The organism is Mesorhizobium sp. M0478 (assembly GCF_040321305.1).
Classification (GTDB): domain Bacteria; phylum Pseudomonadota; class Alphaproteobacteria; order Rhizobiales; family Rhizobiaceae; genus Mesorhizobium.
This window is the reverse complement of record NZ_JAMYRH010000001.1, coordinates 275,891-291,621: the sequence shown is the minus strand read 5'-3', so window position 1 is coordinate 291,621 and position 15,731 is coordinate 275,891. Positions and strand designations below refer to the sequence as shown.

Sequence of the window (15,731 nt, the reverse complement as noted above, 5' to 3'; positions counted from 1 at the left end):
GTTTTAACGCAATTCCGGACGGAAAACTGCTCACACTTTTCCTGGAATTGCTCTAATCGAGCGGCTTGATCTTGCCCAGCGGAATGAAGCCGAGCGAGACCTTGCCCTTCACCACCTTGAGCGGCATCGACGGTTCGTTGCCGAGCAGCGCCAGACCGGCAAAGCCTTGCTCGATCTGGCTCTTCTGCTCGGGGATTGCGGTGGCGAGGATTGCCGCCACGGCTTTGGGATCCTGCAGCTTGATCGTCAGGTCGGCATTGACCTGGCCGTTGGCGTCGACCGACACCGGGCCGGAGACGGTGATGCGCGCGGTTCCCGACGACAGATCGAGCTTGTGGATGCCGACCGCCTGGCCGCGCAGGCTCCTGGCCTGCGTCTTCATCAGCGCGACGCCGTTCTTCAGCGTCGCGTCGCCGCTGCCGTCGAGCGGCGGCAGCACGCGCCCGCCGATCGCGTCGGCGTCGATCTCAAGATCGGTGAAGCTTCCGGTATAGCCAAGGTCCTGACCGTCCGGCCGCAACTCGCCCGCCGCCGTTCCGGCGCTGAACAGTGAAACCGGGTCGGTGTCGTCGGCCGGATCGGTCTGGCCGGACAAGCTCTCGGCCTGCAGCGAAATGCTGCGTGGCAAGGGCCAGGAGAGCTTGGCATTGGCCTGCAGATTGTCCCAATCGATCCATAGCGGCGCCATCCCGGGCACCGAGGTCCGCAGTGGCCCGCGCAACTCGGCGGCGGGCGACAAAGGCCGGATGAGTTCTGCAACGAAGTTGAAGCTGCCTGCCGAGGCGGCAACGTTCCTGGCGTCGTCCTCGTAAGCCAGATTGTCACAGGAGATGGCAAAACGCAGGGGGTAGCCGCTGACGGTGAGGTTGGCGCAGCCGGCCTCGATGCCTTTGTCCTTGAGCGAGGCCACCGCCTTGTCGGCTTCGCTGCTGACGCGACCGGCGACATAGAACCAGACCGCGCTGTAGGCGCCGAACAGCATAACGACCAAGGCAGCGAGCCACATCAGCCGGTGGCGAAACTTCGACGGACGCTCGTCACTTGACGTCATGCTGCGGCTTTCATTAACGCGGGCGTGTTGCGGGTGGACTGTGGCTTACGCAACAAGCAAAAAGAACAGAAGAGCACCGATTCCGATGCGGCGGCGTCACTCTCGTGCAATCAGGCTTGGCGATATGGGCGATTTTTGGGTTTTTGGCTACGGCTCGCTGATCTGGCGACCGGGATTCGCCCATGTCGAGACACGGCGCGCGCGGCTTTACGGCTACCGCCGGTCGCTGTGCGTCTATTCCTTCGTGCATCGCGGCACGCGCCAGCGGCCGGGCCTGGTGCTAGGCCTCGACCGTGGCGGCTCCTGCATCGGGCTGGCCTTTCGCGTGCCCGGCGAGCTGCGCGATGAGGTGCTGACCTATCTGCGCGAGCGCGAATTGGTGACCAGCGTCTACCTCGAGCGTGTGCTCGATGTCAGCCTCGACGGGAATGGGGCGGCCGCGGGAGAGAGAGTGAAAGCGGTCGCCTATATCGTCGACCGCCAGCATGAGCAGTATGCCGGCGGGCTCGACCCCGCGCATGCGGCAGGTGTTATCCGTGGCGCCGTCGGCCAGTCCGGAAACAACGAGGACTATGTGCTCAACACGCTGCAGCATCTCGCGGCGCTGGGTATCAGCGACCACTGGCTGGAAGAGGTGGCGAAGCGGATCGCCTCGTGAGCCAGTAGACCACGGCGAGCCTGCAGGCGAAGCTCTCGCGCCTTTGTGAAGCGCTGGCCCGCTGGAAAAATTGGCTGAGGCCTTTGACCTCGGCGCGGCGAGACCTAGCTTAGCTGCGGCCCGAAGCATTCGGGTCGCCCGCCGCCAGCCCCACGGAGCCCCGTCTTGCAAAAACGCCGTCTCGGTCAAACCGACCTTTCCATCGCGCCGCTGGTCCTGGGCGGCAATGTCTTCGGCTGGACCGCGGACGAGAAGACCTCCTTCGACCTGCTCGACCGGTTCGGCGACGCCGGCCTCAACGCTATCGATACCGCCGATGCCTATTCGCGCTGGGTGCCCGGCCACGCGGGCGGCGAGTCCGAGACCATCATCGGCAAATGGATGAAAAGCCGCGGCAACCGTGACAAGATCATCGTCATCACCAAAGTCGGCTCGGATATGGGACAAGGCAAGAAGGATCTGTCCGCTGCCCATATCGAAAGGGCAGTCGAGGCGTCGCTCAAGCGACTGCAGACCGATGTGATCGACCTTTATCTCTCGCATTGGCCGGACCCGACAACCCCTTATGAGGAGACGCTCGGCGCCTACCAGAAGCTGCTCGCTGCCGGCAAGGTCCGCCATATCGGCGCCTCGAATCTTGACGCCGGCCAGCTGCGCGCCGCGCTCGATGTTGCCAGCCTGCGCGGGCTGCCGCGCTACAGCGTGCTGCAGCCGGAATACAATCTCTACGACCGCTCATCCTTCGACGGGCCGCTGCATGATCTGTGCGTGGCCGAGGATATCGGCGTCATCACCTATTTCAGTCTCGCCAAGGGGTTTTTGAGCGGCAAATACCGTAGCGAGGCCGATCTCGGCAAAAGTGAACGCGGCGGCGGCGTGAAGGCTTATCTCAATGCGCGCGGCATGCGCATTCTGGCCGCACTCGACACCGTCGCGGCGCGCCATTCGGCCAAGCAGGCGGAAGTGGCACTCGCCTGGGTGATGGCGCAGCCCGGCATCACCGCGCCGATCGCCAGCGCCACGACGCTGGACCAGGTCGACAGCCTGGCGCGCGCCGCATCGCTGAAGCTCAGCGCGGAGGATCTCGTGGCGCTGGACAAGGCCAGCGCCTAGCCGCGCAGCTTCGGCACGATCGTTCAAGACGACGGCTGTCCGCCTCGCCACACTGCTCTCCATTATTGTGGAGAAGAGGCAGCATGGCCGCAGACATTCTTTCGCAGGCGCAGCCCTGGCAGCAATTGCTGGCGCTGGTGCTGGCGGCAACCGTCGTCATGGGCAGTCCTGGCCCGGCGACGATCAGCGTCACGGCGATAGGGGCCGCCTTCGGCCTGCGCAATTCGCTTCACTACACATCGGGGATCATTTTAGGCACCGTCGCGGTGCTGCTGGTGGTGGCCACCGGCATCAAGGCTATCCTTACCTCGATGCCGGGCGTAGCGCCGGTGCTGGCGGTCGCTTCCGCCGCCTATATTCTCTACCTCGCCTACAGAATAGCGACAGCGCCGCCGCTGGCCGCGCGTGACAGCAGCGCGGTTCTGCCGACCTTCCTCGGCGGCTTCCTGCTCGCCGTTGCCAACCCGAAAGCCTATGTGGCGATTGCTGCGGTCCTTGCTGGCTCCGCGACCGCAGCCGGCGCCGATGCTCTCGGCATCCCGGCCAGGCTGGCGGTTCTCACCCTGATGATCGTAGCCATCCATGTGCTGTGGCTGCTGGCCGGCGCGGCCTTCGCCCGCACCCTGCGCCAGCCGCTGGCGTCGCGGATCATCAATCTGGCCTTCGCGGCGACGCTGGTGCTGACCACGGCGCTGGCGGCGTGGCCTTGAGCCGGCCCGCAGAAGAGATCAAGCTTTGGTCTTTTTTGTTTTGGCGCGATTCAGGACGGAAAAAACCGCTCACACTTTTCCTGGAATTGCTTTGGCGGCCGCGGCGAGTTCGGCCAGCCGCTTGACCGCCGTCGGCGGCATTTGCGGCGGGTTAGGAGCCTGCGATGCCTCGATTAGCAGCTGGTCGCAGGCGGCTTCCGTATCGCCGATCAGCCGGTCCATGAATTCGTCCTTGCCGAGCCCGGGCGGAATCGGCGGCAGGAAGCGGGCCTTGATGGTACCGGGAAAGCGCAGGAATTTGCGGCGCGGCCAGTAGAGGCCGGCGACATGGGCGACCGGTACCACCGGGACGCCAAGCTGCGTATAGAGCTCGACAATGCCGTATTTGTAAGCCGGCTCGTCGCCTGGCGCTCGGCGCGTGCCTTCGGGGTAGATAATCAGCTGGCGCGGATTGCGCCCCATCTCCTGCTTTGTCGATGCAACGACCTGCTTCAACGCCTTGGAGCGGCTGCCGCGGTGAACCGGGATCATCCGCATCTTCAGGATGTACCAGCCGAAGAAGGGGATCCAGGTCAGCTCGCGCTTCAGGATATAAAGCGGGTCGTGGAGGAACGGAAAGAAAGCGATCGCGTCCCAAAACGACTGGTGTTTCGGCGCCAGGATGAAAGAGCCCTCCGGCAGGTTCTCGACGCCGGTGATGTCGCTCCTGGTGCCGGCGATCTTGTCGTAGAGCCACAGGCTGGTGCGCGACCAGAATTTCGGCACGAACCAGGCGCGATGGCGTGGCGAGAGGAAGTAGTAAGGGGTCCAGAGGACCATCTGGACGATCAGATTGACATAGAAGACGAAGTTGAACGCCAGCGAGCGGATATAGAGCATGCGGGGAAGGGCCCGTTGAGGAGGTGTGCGTTGGTTACACCAAGCGCGGGCAAAAAGGAAACGCCGCAATGGCCTGACATAGGCCGGCTCGCCACTGACTCAAGCCAGTCTCAACTCACCACGTCGCCTGCAATAGCCGCTGCTTCAGCCGCGGAGCGGCGAAATCGAGGAACGCCCTGAGTTTCACCGCCAGCAGGCCTTGGCCGGCATGGACGAGGCTCACCGGCCATGGCTGCGGCTCTAAGGGCCGCAAGACCGGGACGAGCACGCCGGAACGTACTGCGTCCGCGATCTGGTAGGAGAGCACCCGCGTCATCCCGGCGCCTGCAATCGCGGCATCGATTGCAGCTTCCGCCGTGTTGACGCGCAGCCGTGAGCGGATCGGCACGATCAGTTCGCCCTTGTCGCCGGCAAAGCTCCAGCTGGCGAGAGCGGAAGGCCCCTCGAAACTGATGCATTCATGCGCGGCCAGATCGTCCGGCGTCCGCGGCATGCCATGCGCGGCGATATAGGCGGGGCTGGCGCACACGACGCGACGGATCGCGCCGACGCGGATGGCAATGAGGCTCGAAGGCGCAAGCTCGCCGATGCGGATGGCAAGGTCGAGATGTTCCTCCGCCAGTTGGGTTATCCGGTCAGCCAGCGTCAGGCGAATGTTGACTTGAGGATAAGCCGCCAGGAATTCGGTGACGACAGGCAGCACGTGCAAGCGACCAAAGACGACCGGCGCGGTGATGAACAGGTCGCCGGTCGGCGTGCTGTATTCGCCGGCAGCGGTGCGTTCGGCTTCGCCGACCTCGCCGAGGATGCGGCGGCAGGCGGCGAGATAGGCCTGGCCGGCATCGGTCAGCGTGAGCTGCCGGGTCGAACGGTTCAGCAGGCGCGCCTGAAGGTGCTTTTCGAGGTCGGAAACCTTGCGGCTGACCGTTGCCAGTGGAATGCCGAAATGGCGGCCGGCAGCAGAAAGGCTGCCCGCTTCCACCGCGGCGACGAACAGCGACATGGCTTCGAGACGATCCATACTTTCTTCCGGAAATTGGAAGGATAGCTTGCAACTATGCCATCTACATCCAAAACATGGAAGGATCTACCTCTTCGCGTACAATGGCCGTGTTTCGGCCTCGCGGAGGCTTCCATGAATGCTCATACTTTCACCAGCGATGTCGCCTTCACGCCGACGGTCAAGGCGATCCAGACCCGCAAAGGTTCGCGCAAGGGCTATGCCAGCGCCGAGGAGCGCGGCGGATGGCGCGCCCATATGACGCCCGACCTCGCCGACTTCATCGCGGCGCAGACCAGCGTCTTCCTGTCGACGGCAAATGGCGAGGGTCAGCCCTACATCCAGCATCGCGGCGGGCCAGCCGGCTTCCTCAAGGTGCTGGACGAGAAGACCATCGGCTTTGCCGATTTCTCCGGGAACAGGCAGTTCATCACGCAGGGGAATCTCGCCGACAACAACCAGGCATTCCTGTTCCTGATCGACTATGCGCATCGCCAGCGCGTCAAGATCTGGGGCACGGCGCGCGTCGTCGAGGACGATGCCGAGCTTCTGGCAAGGCTGATGCCGCAGGACTACAAGGCGCGCCCCGAGCAGGTCATCTTGTTCACCGTCTCGGCCTGGGATGCCAATTGCCCGCAACACATTCCGCAGCGATTCGAGGCCGCCGATGTCGCGGCCGCACTCGCCGAACGCGACAAGCGGATTGAAAGCCTCGAACAGGAGATTGCGCGGCTGCGTGGCGCGGAAGACGGCACGGCCAAGGGGTAATCGAGCGCCGTCAGAGTCGTCTGTCCAATTCCCAAGGGAAAGCGTACGTGCTTTTCCCGGGAAAACCGCTACACACTTTTCCTGGAATTGCTTTAGTCCTTGGCGGTCGAAACCTCGGCCAGTGCGACGCTGTCGGCAGTCTGGCGGACCGGAACGACGCCGCGCGCAAGCGCCAGCAGGTATTTGCTGTATTCGGTCAGAAGCACGCGTAGCGCTTCCGGCTTGGTCAGCCAGTCGCCATTGTCCAGATTGGTGTTGACCACCGGATAGGGTTCAAGCCTGGCGCCATGCAGCAGGCGGCCCATCTCGAGCAGGCTGCGCGGCATGTGGTAATTGTTGGTGACGAGGATGACGCTGCCATAGGCGTGGCTCTCCACCCATTTAGCGCTTTCCTCGGCATTGCCGATCGTGTCGAGCGCGGCGCGGTCGATGTCGACACAGCAGGAAAACAGCGCCTTGTCGCCGCCGGTAGCAGCCTGCAATTGGCGGCGGCTGGCAGAGGGATGCACGCCTGAGATCAGCAGCCGCTCGCCCTTGCCGGAGGCAAGCAGATCGAGTGCTGCGTCGAGGCGGGCCTGACCGCCGGTCAAGACGATGATCGCATCGGCCTTGGCCGGGTTGGTCGGGGTCGTCATGTGGCTGACCTTGCTGGCGAACCAGCCGAAGCCACCGGCAAACAGGGCCACCAGCAGCAGTAGACAGAGGGAGGCGAGACGCAGGGCGGTGCGCAAACGGCCCAGCCCGGTACGCACACGCAAACGCACCACTGGCATCTGTCCAGCCGTTCCGGTCGACTCCCGCGCGTTCATCATCCTATGGTTAATCCTGAAATGCCTTTTTGGTAAGGAAAAAAGCGCACATTGCGTTACGTCGGTTTTCGATCCGTGATCGTCCCTTCCATTCCTGTCCTTGCCCCCGAACTGTTTTCGCTTCTGCCCTCACGGGTCACCCCGCATCCGGCTGGCGGACATCGATGTCGCTGAGATAGGCGACGACGGTGGCGTGCGAGGTCGCCGCCGTCAGTCCGCCGATCACCAGCACCATCAGGCCGACGCCGAGATAGCCTGCCGATCCGATGGCGAAATTGCCGAACAAAGCGGTGGCCTGGTCGGCCTGCGGCGTTGCCATGTTGCGCGACGACCACCAGGAAAAGACGATGAAAACCAGGATCGCGGCTGCGCCGCCGGCGGCTGCGCCCTTCATCCCGGTGACCAGGAAATGCCAGCGGAATTCGCGCGCGATGAAGCGCGCCTCGGCGCCGACGAAATGCAGCACTTCGATGATATGGCCGTTACCCGCCATGGCGCCGCGCGTCGCAAACACTACGGTCAGCACCGTCGCCGACAGCATCAGGACCAGCACGGCGATGCCGATGGTGACCGTGGTGCGGGCCATGGCGACCAGCCGGTCGACCCATGTACGGTGATCGTCGAGCGAAGCACTCGGCAGCTTGGGCGTGAGCGCCGCACGGATGGCGCTGAAGTCGGGCGGGCTGGTCTCGTCGATGGTGACGATGATCAGGCGCGGCACCGGCAATTCGTCGATATTCAGGCCCGAGCCCAGCCATGGCTCCAAAAGGCGCGCGGTGGCGTCGCGATCGATGATCCGGGTTTCCTTTACGCCGGGGAATTCGCCGACGATCTGCGAGGCCTGGGCAAGGGCTGCCTCCATGTCGAGGCCGTCGACCGGCTTGATCTGAATCGTCGCCTCGCGCGAGATCTGGTTTTCCCAGACCGAGGCAGTGTCGCGCACCAGCGTGACGGCGCCGAAAGTCAGGCAGGACAGGAAGGTCATGATGGCGATGACCAGCACCAAGGCGCGGCCGGCAATATTCTGCGCCGGCACGATCGGCGCCATGCGGCGCTGGACGCGCTGCGTCGTCGTTGCGGGCTCGGCGGCGTCTTCATGCAGCTGTTCGGCCGATAGCTCAGTCATAAATATCCAGCCTTCCGCCGGCCAGGATCATGCGGCGCGCGTCGACCTGCTCCATCAGGCCGAGATCGTGAGTGGCGATCACCACCGCGGTGCCGAGCCGGTTGAGCTCAATGAACAGCCTGAGCAACCGGCGCGCCAGCGGCGGGTCGACATTGCCGGTCGGCTCGTCGGCAAGCAGGATTTCGGGCTGTTCGATCAAGGCCCGGGCGATTGCCGCGCGCTGCTTTTCGCCACCCGAAAGGACCGGCGGCAGCACATGCATGCGCTCGCCCAGGCCAACCCATTTCAAAAGTTCGGTGACGTCGGTGCGGTAGCTCGCTTCCTCGCGGCCGCGCACGCGCAGCGGCAGAGCGACATTCTCATAGGTGGTCATGTGGTCGAGCAGGCGGAAATCCTGGAACACCACGCCGATGCGGCGCCTGAGATGCGGCAGTTCAGCGCGCGAGATGCGCGAGCGGTCCTTGCCGAAGATGGTGATCAGCCCGCGTGTCGGCTTCAGCGACATGAACAGAAGGCGCAGCAGCGTCGTCTTGCCGGCGCCGGAGGGCCCGCTCAGGAACTGGAAGGAGCTCTCCGGAATGTGCAGGGAGATGTCGCGGAGGATTTCCGGACCCATGCCATAGCGGAGGCCGACATTTTCGAAGCGGATCACGTGCGACGACCTGAGGTGTGTGGCGGCGGCGTGCCAGCCCTTTCTGTCCAACGACCATCGGCCGCCATGGTTAACCGTCGGTTAATTTTCGCTGTTTTTGAGTGCGTCACAAGGGTTCCGGTGGGGAAGCGTTAACCATTTCCATTTACGCAAAAGAAACGAAGAGGCAACAGCGGGGCCATGATGGCTGAGCAACGAACCGCGCGCCCGGTTTCCGGCGAAATCATGACCGGGACAAGTGTCGCACCGGAATCGCGGCCTGTGGCGACCGACATCGTCGATGCGGATTATGAGGTGCTGCCGCAGCTGATCCCACTGATAGAAGCCATGCCGACGCCGGCGCGCGACATCGCGACGCCGTCGATGGAAGGCATGGAGATGCTGCGCAAATCAGATGCGTCAGCCGGGCGGCCGGCATCGCGTGGCGGGCCGATCTTCTGGATTGCCGGCATCGGTGCGGCGCTTGCCGCCTTCTGGGTCTCGGGTGGCCACGCGCTGGTGCGCCAGACGCCGTTCTGGTCAGTCGAACAGCCGGAGGGCGCCGTACTCAGCATTGCCGGCGTCACGTCGCGTGTCGACGCCTCAGGACCCGCCCCGGTGCTGTTCGTGGATGGCGAGGCCGTCAATGACGGTTTGAAGGCGGGACAATTGCCGCCGCTGGAGATACGTGTCACCGGCAATGACAGCCGCATCACCCGTTATACTCTGGGGACATCCAACCGTTCTCTGGCGCCCGGCGAAAGATTCGGCTTTTCCAGCCGCCTCGATGTGCCTAGAAACGGCGTCAAGGCCGTGGCGGTCACCTTCGCCGGCTAGTCGGTTCTCTGGAAAGGTTGTTGATGCCAGTTGTGCGCGGCAAGGACATCGAGGTCCTGTTTTCGGCGTCCGCGATCGCGCGGCGCAATCTCGAACTCGCCAAGGAGATCGCCGAGCACGACTATCACGACCTGCTGGTGATTTCGGTGCTGAAGGGCTCGTTCATCTTCGCCGCCGATCTGATCCGCGCCATGCACGATGTCGGGCTGTCGCCGGAGGTCGAGTTCATCTTCATTTCCAGCTATGGCGCCGGCACCACCAGCGGCGAGGTGAGGGTGCTGCGCGACATCGACAATGAGGTCGCCGGCCGCGACGTGCTGCTGATCGACGATATCCTGGAGTCGGGCAAGACGCTCTCCTTCACCCGCAACCTGATGCTGTCGCGCGGCGCCAAAAGCTGCGCCATCGCGGTGCTGTTGGACAAGCGCATGCGCCGCCAGACCGAGCTGAACGCCGACTATGTCGGCTTCGACTGTCCCGATTACTTCGTCGTCGGCTACGGCATGGACGTCGCTCACGCTTTTCGCGAACTGCCGTTTGTCGGTGTCGTCAAAGGCGATGCCTGAGAAAAGGCCCCCGACGCTTCAAATTTTCAGAAAAAGTCAACTTTTGCCCGCCAAATTCCGGCCCATGGCAAAGCTTCTGATCGTCGAGGACGATGAGTCCGTCCGCACCCTCGCCGCCCGCGCGCTCGAACGCGCCGGGCACTCGATCGATATCGCCGCCGACGGCGCGCAGGGGCTGGCGATGGTCAGTGCTGCAGGCGGCGGTTACGACCTCGTCGTCTCCGATATCCGCATGCCGGAAATGGACGGCATCGAGATGGCGATCGCCGCAGCCAAGCTTTTCCCTGACATGAAGATCCTGCTGATGACCGGCTATGCCGACCAGCGCGAGCGCGCCGAGGAATTGAACGGCGTCATTATCGACGTCGTGCAAAAGCCTTTCACGCTGGCTGAAATCCGCTCGCGGGTCGACCAGGCGCTCGCCTGCTTCGCCTGACACGCTTCAGGCGACATCCTGAGACGCGGCGAGGACAGGCGCAGCGCTCCGGCGCCGTTCGGTGTTGAGCGCCAGCAGACCGGCGCCGATGATCAGCGCCGCACCGATGGCAGTGGTCGAGCGCGGCACCTCGTCGAAGAACAGGAAGCCCCACAGCGGCGACCAGATGATGCCGGTGTATTCGAAGGTGGCGACGCGGTTGGCGGGCGCCAGCCTGTAGGCCTGCGACAGCAGAATCATGCCGGCCGAAGCGACGAAGCCGCAGGCCGCCATCTTGAGGAAATCCGGGGTCGTCGGCCAGACCCACGGCCGCACCAGGAATTCGAGGCTGGGGTGGACAGCATGGGTTATGCCGGCAAGCCAGAATGTGCCGGCAACCGCAGCGGCGCCGACCAGATAGGCGCCGTTCTGGTAGAAGGCCATGACGGTGGAGGATTCGGTGTCGCCGATCTTGCGCGCCATCAGCTGTGAAAAGCCGTAGAGCAAAGCCGAGCCCAACGAAAGCAGCGCCGCCCAGTCGAACAGGCCGGCGCCCGGGCGCAGCATCACGACCACGCCCAGCATGCCGGTCAGCACGGTGGCGAGAGCCTGCCAGGAGACGCGCTCGCCGAGATAGGGCCCGGCCATCGCCATGATGAACAGCGGCGCCATGAAATAGAGCGCCACCGCGTCGGCGAGCGGCAAGGCAGCGATGGCCAGATAGTAAACCGTATAGGAGGAGAACTGGATGAAGGCGCGTATCGTCAGCAGGCCGAACCGCTTCGAGGCGATGGCCCGCAGGCCGACGTCGGCGCGAACGAGAAAGATCAGGATCGGCAAAGCGACGATCGAGCGGATCCACATCACCTCGGTCACGGGATAGCCGGCCGACACCGCCTTGACCAGCGGGTCCTGGAGCGAGAACACCAGCACGCCAAGGCAGAGGCTGATGATGCCGAGAACGATCCGGTTGCGCATGTTGTTCTGCCGGCCCTTGCCTTAACTGCCCGCAGCCGCCCGGCCATGGGGTAAAAAGAACCCGCCACCGTTTCGGGCAGCGGGTATGAGTGAGGACTCTTTGATTGGTCCGCAGCCGATTTCGCGGCGGCATATCCAATGGGCGAGCGGACTATGCTGCGGCGTTTGACATGTTGCAAACGAATTGGAATGATACCAGCGATCAAATTTGCTTATGACGGATTCGATGCGGCCACCCCTCGACAGCGATCTCCTGCGCACCTTCGTCGCCATTGCCGAAGCGGGCAATTTCACCCGGGCGGCGGAGCAGGCCGGGCGCACCCAGTCGGCGGTGTCGATGCAGATGAAGAAGCTCGAGGAGCTGGTCGGCGACAGCCTGTTCGAACGCGGCTCGCGCGGCGTGGCGCTGACGCGCCGTGGCGGCGAGCTGATCGTCAATGCCCGCCGCATCGTCTCTCTGCTCGACGAGACGGCGGCATCGATGGCGGCGGCACCGCTTGGCGGGCCTGTGCGCATCGGCATTCCCGAGGAATATGGTCACGCCATCCTGTCGCGCGCGCTCGGCGCCTTCTCGAAGCGTCACACCAAGGTCGAGGTCACCGTGCGCTATGCACATTCGGGCGCCCAGCTGGCAGCGTTGGTGGCCGGTGAACTCGACCTCGCCGTGGTGTTCGAATGGCAGGATCCTTCCGGCGGCGAGGTGCTGATGCACGATCCGACCGTGTGGGTGACATCGAGCCTGCATCACATGCATGAGGAGCGGCCGGTGCCGATCGCGCTCTACAACCGGGCCGGCTGGTGCAAGGACTTTGCCATCAAATCGCTGGAGCAGCGTGGGCTGGCCTACCGTGTCGCCTATACCAGCGACACCACCGGCGGCCTGAAGCTCGCCGTCACCTCTGGCCTGGCGATCGCGCCGATCTCGCACAGCAATATTCCGGATGGCTGTCGTGAACTCACCGCCGCTGACGGGTTCGGCCATATCGATTCCTCGAATGTGGTGATGCACCGTAGCCCAAATGCCTCAGGCGAAGCTATCGACGGCATGCAGGAGGCGATCCGCGAGGCGTTCGTCAACCGGCCGGCTTAGTCTGTTGCATCCTCGTAGAAATGCAGGCGATTGCCGAAGGGGTCGCCGACCGACACTTCACGGGTCTGCCACGACGTGGTTTCGAGGCCCGGCCGGGCGTAGCGGTATCTCTTGCCGATCAGTTCGCGGTGCAATGCCGCGATGTCCTCGACCTTGATGCGCACGGCTATACCCGGCGCGCCGTCGCCATGATGTTCGCTCAGATGCAGGACACAGCCGTCGCGGATTACACCCATATAGAGCGGCGCATTGTCGTCGAAGCGGTGCTCGAACTCGACCTTGAAGCCGAGAAAGTCGACATAGAATTCGCGTGCCTTGGCGATGTCGAAGATGCGCAGGATGGGCGTGACGGCACCGAGTTTCGGCATGGCGCTGATACCATTCAGTTCGACGGATGTTGCCTTGGAGGCTACTTCAGCTCCAGCAGCCGCTCGAGGTAGCTGCGCTCGATGTCGGGGCTGAGCGCGTTGCCGAGCCGCTTGCGAATCGCTTCGAGAATCTGGCGGGCGCGCTGCACGTCGATCTCGTCGGGTACCTTCACCGAATCGCCGAAATCGGGTCCGCGGCTGGCGCGCGGCCGGCCCAGCGGATCGCGGCCGGCGTCCTGTTGGCGGCCGCCTTCCTGGCTGCCACCCTGGTCCCCCTGCATCGCCTGCAGCTGCTTCATCATCTCCTTGGCGCCCTTGCGCAGCGCTTCCAGCGCGCGACCCTGGTGGCCGACTGCCTGGTCGCCTTCGCCTTCGCCAAGCGACTTTTCGGCATTGCCCATGGATTTGCCAGCGTCGCCAAACCCCTCATTGGGTTGCATGCCCATGCCTTCCAGGCCCTTCTTCAGCTTGTCGAGTTCGCTCTGCAACTGGCCCTGGCCTTCCTGCAACTGCTTCATCGCATCGGCGAATTCCTGCGGTGTCATCGACTTCGGCCGGGCGAGAGGATCGCGATCCTTGCCGACGCCCGGCTGGTCCGGGTCGTCGCCATTGCCTTCGCCGGGCTGCTGATTATCTCCGCGCTGCATCTGGTCCATGCGGTAGGTGTCGTTCATCATCTCCTGCTGGCGGCGCATGATCTCGCCCAGCTTGTCCATCTGCTGGCGCATCTCGCTGTCCTGCTCGCCGCCCTGCTGCTGACGGCCGGCCTGCAGGTTGTTCATCATGTTTTCCAGCTGCGACAGCAGCTCCTGCGCCTTGTCGCGGTCGCCCGACTTCGCCAGGTTCTCGATCTGGTCCATCATGCGGTCGATATCACTGTGACGCAGCTCGCGACCATTCTGCTGCACCTGCGGCGCGTTCGGGTTCTGCTTGGCGCGCTCGGCGAATTCCTGCAGGAATTCGTTCATCGCCTCGCGCAGTTCCTTCATCGCCTTTTCGATCTCTTCGTCGCTGGCGCCGCGCTTGATGGCGTCCTGCAGCGCCTGCTGGGCCTGGCGGAGCCGCTTTTCGGCGGACGAGAGATTGCCTTCCTCGATGCCGAGCGCGATTTCCCAGAGATAGGCAACCTCGTTGCGCAACTGATCGTCGCTGTCCGACATCTTCAGCCGGCTGCGGGCGCTCATGATGGCGAGGTAATGCGACATGTTGTCGAACGTGTCCTCGGGCCGCAACGTGATGGCGTCCATCAGGTCGAGCACGCGCGGCTTGGCATTGGCGTCGAGCGCCAGCAGGCGGCGCTGCTCGACCACCGCCCGCGCCACCGGGTTGGCGAAGGGCCGCTCCGGCATCACAATAGTCTTGGTTTCGCTGGTCGCGGTGTGTCCGGCATCGTCGGTGGCCACAAGCGACAGCTTGATGCTGGCGCCGGCCCAGACGTGCTCGGTGAGGTCCTTGGTGGTCTTGGCGGCGTTCGCCTTGCCGCCGCGGCGCGGCAGCGCCAGCGGCAGGTCAGGCGGGCCGTAGAGCGGATGCGCATCGGGCGCCGCCGGATCGGCCAGCGCGAAAACCGCCTTGGCGGTGGCCGCGCCATAGTCGTCGTCGATTTGGTAGTTGAGCTCGAAGGCGCCGTTGACGGCGCGCTTGGGCTCGCCGACGAAGCGGATCGTCGGCGGCTTGTCGGGGATCACCGCGAAGGCCCAGCGACCGAGATCGGCTTCGCCCGACTTCAGCGTCAGTGTCCCGTCGGCGGTCAGCTTGCCGGTGAACTGGCGCAGCTTGGGGGTCGCGGGGTTGACCGCCGCTGCCTTGACGGCCGCCACCTGTGGTCCCGACGGGTCGATGGCGCGAGCATTGCCGCCCTTGTCGGCAAAGCTTAGCGTTTCCTCGCCGGAGCCGCCGGTCACGCGCAGCGAGACGTCGCTGCCTTGCGGCACGGTGAAGGTGGCAACCGCCTGCTTGGCGTTGCCATCGATGACTGGCGCGGTCAAGAAGATGGGCGGCTTGCCGGTATAGGCCGGCGGGGTCACCCAGGCATCGATGCGCGGCGGTACGATGTCGCGCGCCGCATGGGCACTGAAACCATCGGACAGCCTGCCGCCGGACGGTCCGAAGGAAAAGGCAAAAGCGGTGACCAACAGCAGCGCCGCCACGGCACGCAATGCCCACGGATCGCGCTCCGGCACGCGGGTACGCGGCAGGTCGGCGCCAAGGCTGCCGAGCTTGTCGGCCATGCGCTTTTGGTGTTCGCGCCACAACGCCTGGGAAAAGATGCTTTCCTTGCCGCTGGGACGGTCGGTCTGCACCAGCACCGGGCTGTGCTGCAGCTGGTTGGCGGCCTCGATACGGCGGTCGATTTCAGCGGCGGATGGAAGCTTGAAGAAACGCATCGGATAGAGCGCCGCCAGCGTGGCAATACCGAACGCAGTGACCAGGATAATGCGCGCAATGTCAGGCAGCCGGGGGAAAAGGCCGAGCCAGGAGAGGCTGAGAAACAGGCTGGCGATGATGAGCAGCGGCAGAAGCAGCGGCCAGCCGCGCTCGACCGTCATCGAGACCCGTGTCGCCAGCCGGCTCAGGGCAAGCCGCCCGGCCAGGCTGCGATCGCCACTGGAAATGGGGCGTTCCGTCATTGGCCCTTCCTGCCCGGGCGGGATAGCCCGGACTCAACAAGCAGAAGTTTACCAGCAAACACGGCAAAGGCGAGGCGGTTCCGGAAAACTTGAAAAGCTTTG

Annotated in this window: 17 protein-coding genes; 8 read left to right on the top strand and 9 right to left on the bottom strand. The window is 64.2% G+C overall.

Annotated features, from left to right (window positions below; all coding sequences use genetic code 11):
* Window positions 1-52: 52 nt before the first annotated feature.
* Window positions 53-1,051, bottom strand: coding sequence for a DUF2125 domain-containing protein (locus tag NKI64_RS01375; RefSeq protein ID WP_023731074.1), 999 nt, complete (start codon window positions 1,049-1,051; stop codon window positions 53-55).
* Between the two features lie 124 nt (window positions 1,052-1,175).
* Between NKI64_RS01375 and NKI64_RS01370 the strand changes: the two genes are divergently transcribed.
* From NKI64_RS01370 to NKI64_RS01360, 3 genes are all read left to right on the top strand, one after another.
* Window positions 1,176-1,709 (top strand): gamma-glutamylcyclotransferase, encoded by a 534-nt coding sequence (locus tag NKI64_RS01370; RefSeq protein WP_023698719.1) that lies wholly within the window; start codon window positions 1,176-1,178, stop codon window positions 1,707-1,709.
* A gap of 165 nt (window positions 1,710-1,874) precedes the next feature.
* The gene (locus tag NKI64_RS01365) at window positions 1,875-2,822 is read left to right on the top strand and encodes an aldo/keto reductase (RefSeq protein WP_023698718.1); all 948 of its coding nucleotides are present in this window, start codon (window positions 1,875-1,877) and stop codon (window positions 2,820-2,822) included.
* 83 nt (window positions 2,823-2,905) lie between these two features.
* Window positions 2,906-3,532, top strand: a complete 627-nt coding sequence (locus tag NKI64_RS01360; RefSeq protein WP_023698717.1) for a LysE family translocator — start codon at window positions 2,906-2,908, stop codon at window positions 3,530-3,532.
* A gap of 69 nt (window positions 3,533-3,601) precedes the next feature.
* On the opposite strand, the gene NKI64_RS01355 is transcribed toward NKI64_RS01360, so the two are convergent.
* The gene (locus tag NKI64_RS01355; RefSeq protein ID WP_023673308.1) at window positions 3,602-4,411 is read right to left on the bottom strand and encodes a lysophospholipid acyltransferase family protein; all 810 of its coding nucleotides are present in this window, start codon (window positions 4,409-4,411) and stop codon (window positions 3,602-3,604) included.
* A gap of 115 nt (window positions 4,412-4,526) precedes the next feature.
* Window positions 4,527-5,432, bottom strand: coding sequence for a LysR family transcriptional regulator (locus NKI64_RS01350; RefSeq protein ID WP_023698716.1), 906 nt, complete (start codon window positions 5,430-5,432; stop codon window positions 4,527-4,529).
* Window positions 5,433-5,546: 114 nt separating this feature from the next.
* Here NKI64_RS01350 and NKI64_RS01345 point away from each other — a divergent pair, with 114 nt between their 5' ends.
* The gene (locus NKI64_RS01345; RefSeq protein WP_023673310.1) at window positions 5,547-6,179 is read left to right on the top strand and encodes a pyridoxamine 5'-phosphate oxidase family protein; all 633 of its coding nucleotides are present in this window, start codon (window positions 5,547-5,549) and stop codon (window positions 6,177-6,179) included.
* A gap of 92 nt (window positions 6,180-6,271) precedes the next feature.
* On the opposite strand, the gene NKI64_RS01340 is transcribed toward NKI64_RS01345, so the two are convergent.
* The 3 genes from NKI64_RS01340 to ftsE all read right to left on the bottom strand — a co-directional run bounded on the left by NKI64_RS01340 (window position 6,272) and on the right by ftsE (window position 8,766).
* The gene (locus tag NKI64_RS01340) at window positions 6,272-6,991 is read right to left on the bottom strand and encodes a YdcF family protein (RefSeq protein WP_023673311.1); all 720 of its coding nucleotides are present in this window, start codon (window positions 6,989-6,991) and stop codon (window positions 6,272-6,274) included.
* A 133-nt stretch (window positions 6,992-7,124) separates the two neighbouring features.
* The gene (locus tag NKI64_RS01335) at window positions 7,125-8,114 is read right to left on the bottom strand and encodes a cell division protein FtsX (RefSeq protein WP_023673312.1); all 990 of its coding nucleotides are present in this window, start codon (window positions 8,112-8,114) and stop codon (window positions 7,125-7,127) included.
* Window positions 8,107-8,766, bottom strand: a complete 660-nt coding sequence (ftsE, locus tag NKI64_RS01330; protein WP_023685344.1) for a cell division ATP-binding protein FtsE — start codon at window positions 8,764-8,766, stop codon at window positions 8,107-8,109. The genes NKI64_RS01335 and ftsE overlap by 8 nt, the downstream gene beginning before the upstream one ends.
* Before the next feature lie 180 nt (window positions 8,767-8,946).
* Between ftsE and NKI64_RS01325 the strand changes: the two genes are divergently transcribed.
* The 3 genes from NKI64_RS01325 (at window position 8,947) to NKI64_RS01315 (ending at window position 10,584) form a co-directional block, all read left to right on the top strand.
* Window positions 8,947-9,582: a hypothetical protein gene (locus NKI64_RS01325; protein ID WP_023685343.1), complete on the top strand. Its 636-nt coding sequence runs from the start codon at window positions 8,947-8,949 to the stop codon at window positions 9,580-9,582.
* 23 nt (window positions 9,583-9,605) lie between these two features.
* Window positions 9,606-10,148: a hypoxanthine phosphoribosyltransferase gene (hpt, locus tag NKI64_RS01320; RefSeq protein ID WP_023673315.1), complete on the top strand. Its 543-nt coding sequence runs from the start codon at window positions 9,606-9,608 to the stop codon at window positions 10,146-10,148.
* Window positions 10,149-10,212: 64 nt separating this feature from the next.
* Window positions 10,213-10,584 carry a response regulator gene (locus NKI64_RS01315; protein WP_023698715.1) on the top strand — a complete coding sequence of 124 codons (372 nt, stop codon included), beginning with the start codon at window positions 10,213-10,215 and terminating at the stop codon, window positions 10,582-10,584.
* A 6-nt stretch (window positions 10,585-10,590) separates the two neighbouring features.
* Here the strand turns inward: NKI64_RS01315 and NKI64_RS01310 are convergent, their stop codons facing one another.
* Window positions 10,591-11,541 carry a DMT family transporter gene (locus NKI64_RS01310; protein WP_023804532.1) on the bottom strand — a complete coding sequence of 317 codons (951 nt, stop codon included), beginning with the start codon at window positions 11,539-11,541 and terminating at the stop codon, window positions 10,591-10,593.
* 226 nt (window positions 11,542-11,767) lie between these two features.
* Here NKI64_RS01310 and NKI64_RS01305 point away from each other — a divergent pair, with 226 nt between their 5' ends.
* Entirely contained in the window at window positions 11,768-12,631 is an 864-nt protein-coding gene (locus NKI64_RS01305) for a LysR family transcriptional regulator (protein WP_352666254.1), read from the top strand.
* Here NKI64_RS01305 and NKI64_RS01300 read toward each other — a convergent pair.
* Window positions 12,628-12,999 carry a glyoxalase superfamily protein gene (locus tag NKI64_RS01300; RefSeq protein WP_352543167.1) on the bottom strand — a complete coding sequence of 124 codons (372 nt, stop codon included), beginning with the start codon at window positions 12,997-12,999 and terminating at the stop codon, window positions 12,628-12,630. The two genes, NKI64_RS01305 and NKI64_RS01300, sit on opposite strands and share 4 nt — an antisense overlap.
* A gap of 41 nt (window positions 13,000-13,040) precedes the next feature.
* Entirely contained in the window at window positions 13,041-15,629 is a 2,589-nt protein-coding gene (locus NKI64_RS01295; protein ID WP_352666252.1) for a TIGR02302 family protein, read from the bottom strand.
* Window positions 15,630-15,731: the final 102 nt, after the last annotated feature.

What these genes read in the sequence shown, in the direction of transcription:
- NKI64_RS01355 (WP_023673308.1), bottom strand. Translation starts at nt 4,411, where the DNA reads ATGCTCTATATCCGCTCGCTGGCGTTCAACTTCGTCTTCTATGTCAAT.
- NKI64_RS01310 (WP_023804532.1), bottom strand. Translation starts at nt 11,541, where the DNA reads ATGCGCAACCGGATCGTTCTCGGCATCATCAGCCTCTGCCTTGGCGTG.
- NKI64_RS01305 (WP_352666254.1), top strand. Translation starts at nt 11,768, where the DNA reads ATGCGGCCACCCCTCGACAGCGATCTCCTGCGCACCTTCGTCGCCATT.
- NKI64_RS01360 (WP_023698717.1), top strand. Translation starts at nt 2,906, where the DNA reads ATGGCCGCAGACATTCTTTCGCAGGCGCAGCCCTGGCAGCAATTGCTG.
- NKI64_RS01335 (WP_023673312.1), bottom strand. Translation starts at nt 8,114, where the DNA reads ATGACTGAGCTATCGGCCGAACAGCTGCATGAAGACGCCGCCGAGCCC.
- NKI64_RS01300 (WP_352543167.1), bottom strand. Translation starts at nt 12,999, where the DNA reads ATGCCGAAACTCGGTGCCGTCACGCCCATCCTGCGCATCTTCGACATC.
- NKI64_RS01325 (WP_023685343.1), top strand. Translation starts at nt 8,947, where the DNA reads ATGATGGCTGAGCAACGAACCGCGCGCCCGGTTTCCGGCGAAATCATG.
- NKI64_RS01345 (WP_023673310.1), top strand. Translation starts at nt 5,547, where the DNA reads ATGAATGCTCATACTTTCACCAGCGATGTCGCCTTCACGCCGACGGTC.
- NKI64_RS01350 (WP_023698716.1), bottom strand. Translation starts at nt 5,432, where the DNA reads ATGGATCGTCTCGAAGCCATGTCGCTGTTCGTCGCCGCGGTGGAAGCG.
- NKI64_RS01340 (WP_023673311.1), bottom strand. Translation starts at nt 6,991, where the DNA reads ATGATGAACGCGCGGGAGTCGACCGGAACGGCTGGACAGATGCCAGTG.
- NKI64_RS01315 (WP_023698715.1), top strand. Translation starts at nt 10,213, where the DNA reads ATGGCAAAGCTTCTGATCGTCGAGGACGATGAGTCCGTCCGCACCCTC.
- hpt (WP_023673315.1), top strand. Translation starts at nt 9,606, where the DNA reads ATGCCAGTTGTGCGCGGCAAGGACATCGAGGTCCTGTTTTCGGCGTCC.
- NKI64_RS01295 (WP_352666252.1), bottom strand. Translation starts at nt 15,629, where the DNA reads ATGACGGAACGCCCCATTTCCAGTGGCGATCGCAGCCTGGCCGGGCGG.
- NKI64_RS01370 (WP_023698719.1), top strand. Translation starts at nt 1,176, where the DNA reads ATGGGCGATTTTTGGGTTTTTGGCTACGGCTCGCTGATCTGGCGACCG.
- NKI64_RS01375 (WP_023731074.1), bottom strand. Translation starts at nt 1,051, where the DNA reads ATGACGTCAAGTGACGAGCGTCCGTCGAAGTTTCGCCACCGGCTGATG.